Raw genomic sequence first — 6,141 nt, forward strand, 5'->3', positions numbered from 1 at the left:
CATTTAGTCAGGCCTGGGCGGCGAGGACACGCCGCTCCCAGGGAGTAATTTCATCGTAGAAACTGGTCAGCTCCATGGTCTTCGACGCGATGTAACCTTCGATGAACTCCTTGCCGAACAGTTCAATTGCCAACTGGCTACGTTTCAGACGTTCCAGCGCTGCATGCAAGGTACAGGGTAACGAAAGTTTATCCGGTACTTGGAACTCACCCTGGATCGGCTCGTCGGGTTCCAGTTGGTGTTCGATGCCGTGCAACCCGGACGCCAGGCTCGCTGCGATCGCCAGATACGGATTGGCGTCAGCCCCCGGTAATCGGTTCTCGACCCGACGAGCGACTGGCGAACTGGCGGGAATGCGCAAACCGGCCGACCGGTTGTCATGGGACCAGCAGGCATTGTTCGGTGATGCAAAGGGATGGCATAAGCGCTGATACGAATTCACGTTAGGTGCAAACAGCGCGGTGAAATCCGCCATACCGGCTTGCTGACCGCCGATGAAATGGCGGAAGGTCGCGCTCGGTTGACCGGATTCGTCGCTGAAGACATTCCGTCCCGTGCCGATCTCGACGATGCTCTGGTGAATGTGCATCGAACTGCCTGGCGTATGCGCCAATGGCTTGGCCATGCAAACCACGATCAGGCCGTGCTTGAGCGCGACTTCCTTGAGCAAATGCTTGAACAAAAATGTCTGGTCGGCCAGCAGCAAAGGATCGCCGTGCAGCAGGTTGATTTCGAACTGACTGACGCCCATCTCGTGCATGAAGGTATCACGAGGCAGGCCCAGCGCAGCCATGCACTCATAGACCTCGCGGAAGAACGGCCGCAGGCCATTGTTGGAACTGACACTGAACGCCGAGTGACCTTCCTCGCGACGACCGTCCAGGCCCGTCGGTGGCTGGAAGGGCTGGGTCGAATCGGTATTGGGAGCGAAGACAAAAAACTCCAGTTCAGTGGCCACCACCGGCGCCAGGCCAACGGCCGCGTAACGCGCGATGACCGCCTTGAGTTGGCCGCGGGTCGACAGGCTGGAACTTTCGCCCGTCAATTCATCCGCATCACAGATGGCCAATGCCCGAGGCTGCTTACTCCAGGGCAAGCGGTGGATCTGCTCCGGGTCAGGGACCAGCGCGAGGTCGCCGTCGTCGCAACCGTAAAAGCGTGCAGGCGGATATCCGCCCATGATGCATTGCAGCATCACTCCCCGCGCCATCTGCAGACGGCGTCCTTCAAGGAAGCCCTCGGCAGTCATCACTTTGCCCCGGGGTACGCCATTCAAATCCGGCGTGACGCATTCGATCTCATCAATGCCCGTCAATCGCTGCGCGAGTGAACTCAGGCCATCGGTTGTCATGACGCAATCCTTGTTTTTATACGAGCCGCGAGCGGCAACTCGTACAAAATAGGCTCCGCGTGTTCGGAATATCAAGCACGATGCACAAATATGTAGGCCCGAGCCTTCGGCAGCTCCTACGGAAGATAGAGGCTGAAGACGCCCCCACCCAAAGGGCCGCCATTGCTGATTTCCGTGCGTCCGCCTACGCCGTTGCGTTGATGCAGTGCCGCAATCCGACCGGCGAAGTACAGCCCCAGGCCGGTGCTTCCAGTGCTGTGATTGATACCCTGCACGTACTCGGCCTGGCGCTCGATCATCTGTGGGGGATAACCTTCACCATCGTCGTTGATGGTCAAGACCAGTTGCCCAGCTTCGTCGCTGGCACTGATCAACACCGCGTGTCGGGCATAACGGATCGCGTTGTTGATACTGTTGGCCAGTACCGAAGCGATCAGCTCACGGTCGAAGAAACCCAAAGGGCTCAAGGGATCGACCTCAAACGTGGCGGCAATACCGCGGCTGGCGAACACGTCTTGATGACACGCCAATTGCGCTTCGATGAAGTCGTCCAGTTCGTGGTAGGCCGGCTGCAGGGGCATCTGGTTGACACCCAGTTTGTACAGGCCCAGCAACTGCACCAGCATGCCATTGAGGTGCGCGAACTCGAATTCGATCACACCCAGCGAAGGGGTGTGGCGCGCAGACGCCGGCAAACCCGCCAGACATTGGCTGTGGGCCTGCATCAACATGGCCAGCGAGTTCTTCATGTCGTGTACGGTGGACGCAATCACCGTCGAGAAATCCAGTGCCTGTTGGTGCTCGTTCATTCGCCAAATGCCTTGTTCTTGAGCTTTTGATAACGCGCAAAACGCGAGTCGGTGTCCGGCATCAAGCCGACCATTTTCAGGCAGGCCCGACATTCCACCAGTTCTGCCGAGGGGAGATTGGTATCAGTGCCATGCAGCAACGACTGTGCGAGGTTCAGCGCGATACTGATGTTCTTGGGCTGCAGCGCCAGGGCTTTGCGGAAAATGCCCCGGGCCTGCACCAGGTCACCGGTCTTGTACACGCGCACGCCCTGCCGATTGAGATCAGCTGCTACGTTGCCGGAGTTGAGGATGCTCGGATCATCGGTCAACTTTGCAATGCCCTTCATCACCGCAGGATCGTCGCCGTAAATCTCTGCGCAGTTTTTCAACATAGAAGCACCCGCATTGGCCTGACCAAGCATTTGCAATTGCTTGGCCACCAACAGCGCCGCTTCGGCACTCATGAACTGCTCCATGCCATCGAGCCGCATCATGGCTTGCTCGGTCAGTTTTTCCGCCGTTTCGGCGTCGTTGATCAGCAGACTGGTCGCCTTCATCAATCGCGCCCTGATTTGCAGACCGGGATCGGACGGGTTCTCCTTGGCCACCGCACTCAGGGTCGTGTTGATTTCCAGACGAGTCCGGGTATCCAAGCCTTTTTCACTGCCCTTGCTGATCAATGCGTGAGCCAGTCCAAGGTTGCTTTCCGCATCCTTGAAACGTGACTGGGCACCTTGGGCAACAGCCTGGCGGTAGGCTTTGGACGCCGTGTCAAAATCTTCATTGGCCATTGCCAGTTTGCCCAGCTGCGCTTGCCTGCGCACGGCCAGTGGCGACAAGCGAATCGCCTCTTCCAGGACGCGTTGAGCGGCCTTGGTGTCCCCTTCGGCAACCAGCACCTCTGCCATGCCATCGTAGAGCGCCGGCATCATCGGAAACACTTTCAGGGCTTTTTCGTAGGCGGCTTTTGCCTGGGTGACCTGACCCCGCTTGAACAGCAACTTGCCCAGCCCGGCAAATGCCCACGGCAAGGGTCGATCGGCAATGATGCCGTCGTAGAGACGCTCCAGGACCTCATTCTGATTGAGATCGCGCAGAGCATCGGCGCGATAGCGCAAGCACAACGGCGAATAGCGGATGTCCTGTTTGCACAAGGCTATGCAGGCATTGAGCACTTCAACCGGCTTGCCCCGGTCGAGGGCCTGCAGTATCGGCTTGAGCAACGTCTTGCGCTGCACCAGTCGCTCCAGGCGTTGGGCCAGACCGGAACGGTTGAAGGGCTTGGTCAGGTAAGCATCAGGCTCGTGCTCCAGGGCGCTGAGCACCATGGCCTGGCTGGTTTCAGCGGTGACCATCACGAATACACTTTCATGACTGATCAGCTTGTCGATCATCAGGTCTTCAAGCACCTGCTGACCATTCTTCTTGCCATCGCCCAGGTGGAAATCCTGCAGGATGAAATCGTAGGATTTCTGCGAACACATCTTCAGCGCCTGTTCGCCAGTGTCTGCCGTGTCCACATCCTTGACACCCAACTCCCGCAGCATCGACCTGACCGAACTGCGGAAATCCGAGAAATCATCGACGATCAGAAAACTCTTTTGGTGATACGACAGCATCGAAGATTTCCAGGCAATTTAAGAAAAAGAACCGAAAGGCGAATGCACGAACAAGATCAGCTTCACTGCCCTTACGGCGCGCAGATGATAGCGGTTAGCCATCAATGGATTTCTCTGGAACCAGTGATGACTGTTGAAGGCTGCGAGAAGTAAAGATCGCTGCGACCCTATGGGTTATCGGCCAGCAGTAGCGTTCTCTTGAAGCGAGGAGAGTGGAATTTGACGGTTTGGCTTCATTGTAGGAGCGAGCTTGCTCCGGGCGGCGCTCCGACGATGAACCTGAGAACGCTGCGGGGTATCAGGTTTCCCGCGTCATCGTTGACGACCATCGCGAGCATGCTCGCTCCTACACAGGAAAAACGGGCCACAAAGACAAAACCCCTACCTGCATGCGCAGATAGGGGTTTTGGAATTTAATCTTGACGATGACCTACTCTCACATGGGGAAACCCCACACTACCATCGGCGATGCATCGTTTCACTGCTGAGTTCGGGATGGGATCAGGTGGTTCCAATGCTCTATGGTCGTCAAGAAATTCGGGTACTGAGTCGTGGCCAGTTGGCCTCGCTTCAGCAAATTGGGTATGTGATAGCTTCGGTGTTTTGTGAGCATCTCGAACTTTCGGTTCGTTTCGTCTTCACACACCGCAATCTGGTCTCTTTCGTCTTTTCAACGAGGAGCATCAAATTGCTTGGGTGTTATATGGTCAAGCCTCACGGGCAATTAGTATTGGTTAGCTCAACGCCTCACAGCGCTTACACACCCAACCTATCAACGTCGTAGTCTTCGACGGCCCTTCAGGGGACTCAAGGTCCCAGTGAGATCTCATCTTGAGGCTAGTTTCCCGCTTAGATGCTTTCAGCGGTTATCTATTCCGAACATAGCTACCCGGCAATGCCACTGGCGTGACAACCGGAACACCAGAGGTTCGTCCACTCCGGTCCTCTCGTACTAGGAGCAGCCCCTCTCAAATCTCAAACGTCCACGGCAGATAGGGACCGAACTGTCTCACGACGTTCTAAACCCAGCTCGCGTACCACTTTAAATGGCGAACAGCCATACCCTTGGGACCGGCTTCAGCCCCAGGATGTGATGAGCCGACATCGAGGTGCCAAACACCGCCGTCGATATGAACTCTTGGGCGGTATCAGCCTGTTATCCCCGGAGTACCTTTTATCCGTTGAGCGATGGCCCTTCCATACAGAACCACCGGATCACTAAGACCTACTTTCGTACCTGCTCGACGTGTCTGTCTCGCAGTCAAGCGCGCTTTTGCCTTTATACTCTACGACCGATTTCCGACCGGTCTGAGCGCACCTTCGTACTCCTCCGTTACTCTTTAGGAGGAGACCGCCCCAGTCAAACTACCCACCATACACTGTCCTCGATCCGGATAACGGACCTGAGTTAGAACCTCAAAGTTGCCAGGGTGGTATTTCAAGGTTGGCTCCACGCGAACTGGCGTCCACGCTTCAAAGCCTCCCACCTATCCTACACAAGCAAATTCAAAGTCCAGTGCAAAGCTATAGTAAAGGTTCACGGGGTCTTTCCGTCTAGCCGCGGATACACTGCATCTTCACAGCGATTTCAATTTCACTGAGTCTCGGGTGGAGACAGCGCCGCCATCGTTACGCCATTCGTGCAGGTCGGAACTTACCCGACAAGGAATTTCGCTACCTTAGGACCGTTATAGTTACGGCCGCCGTTTACCGGGGCTTCGATCAAGAGCTTCGCGTTAGCTAACCCCATCAATTAACCTTCCGGCACCGGGCAGGCGTCACACCCTATACGTCCACTTTCGTGTTTGCAGAGTGCTGTGTTTTTAATAAACAGTCGCAGCGGCCTGGTATCTTCGACCGGCGTGGGCTTACGCAGTAAATGCTTCACCCTCACCGGCGCACCTTCTCCCGAAGTTACGGTGCCATTTTGCCTAGTTCCTTCACCCGAGTTCTCTCAAGCGCCTTGGTATTCTCTACCCAACCACCTGTGTCGGTTTGGGGTACGGTTCCTGGTTACCTGAAGCTTAGAAGCTTTTCTTGGAAGCATGGCATCAACCACTTCGTGTTCCAAAGGAACACTCGTCATCAGCTCTCGGCCTTAAGATCCCGGATTTACCTAAGATCTCAGCCTACCACCTTAAACTTGGACAACCAACGCCAAGCTGGCCTAGCCTTCTCCGTCCCTCCATCGCAATAACCAGAAGTACAGGAATATTAACCTGTTTTCCATCGACTACGCTTTTCAGCCTCGCCTTAGGGACCGACTAACCCTGCGTCGATTAACGTTGCGCAGGAAACCTTGGTCTTTCGGCGTGGGTGTTTTTCACACCCATTGTCGTTACTCATGTCAGCATTCGCACTTCTGATACCTCCAGCAAGC

At 55.8% G+C, this 6,141-nt stretch carries 3 protein-coding genes and 2 rRNA genes (1 of these 5 only partly in view); all 5 read right to left on the reverse strand.

Going from position 1 to position 6,141, the window contains the following annotated elements; translation table 11 throughout:
- Positions 1-7: 7 nt before the first annotated feature.
- Positions 8-1,249 carry a glutamine synthetase family protein gene (locus ACA058_RS24490; protein WP_497639994.1) on the reverse strand — a complete coding sequence of 414 codons (1,242 nt, stop codon included), beginning with the start codon at positions 1,247-1,249 and terminating at the stop codon, positions 8-10.
- A gap of 218 nt (positions 1,250-1,467) precedes the next feature.
- Positions 1,468-2,160, reverse strand: coding sequence for a sensor histidine kinase (locus ACA058_RS24495; protein WP_497636281.1), 693 nt, complete (start codon positions 2,158-2,160; stop codon positions 1,468-1,470).
- On the reverse strand, positions 2,157-3,761 hold the full coding sequence (locus ACA058_RS24500; RefSeq protein WP_497636282.1) for a response regulator: 1,605 nt from the start codon (positions 3,759-3,761) through the stop codon (positions 2,157-2,159). Before ACA058_RS24500 ends, ACA058_RS24495 begins: the two co-directional genes overlap by 4 nt.
- Positions 3,762-4,178: 417 nt before the next feature.
- Positions 4,179-4,294 (reverse strand): 5S ribosomal RNA (gene rrf, locus ACA058_RS24505).
- A gap of 170 nt (positions 4,295-4,464) precedes the next feature.
- Positions 4,465-6,141: ribosomal RNA gene (locus ACA058_RS24510) — 23S ribosomal RNA — on the reverse strand; it runs 1,215 nt beyond the window's last position.

It is taken from the genome of Pseudomonas sp. LBUM1649 (assembly GCF_059716155.1).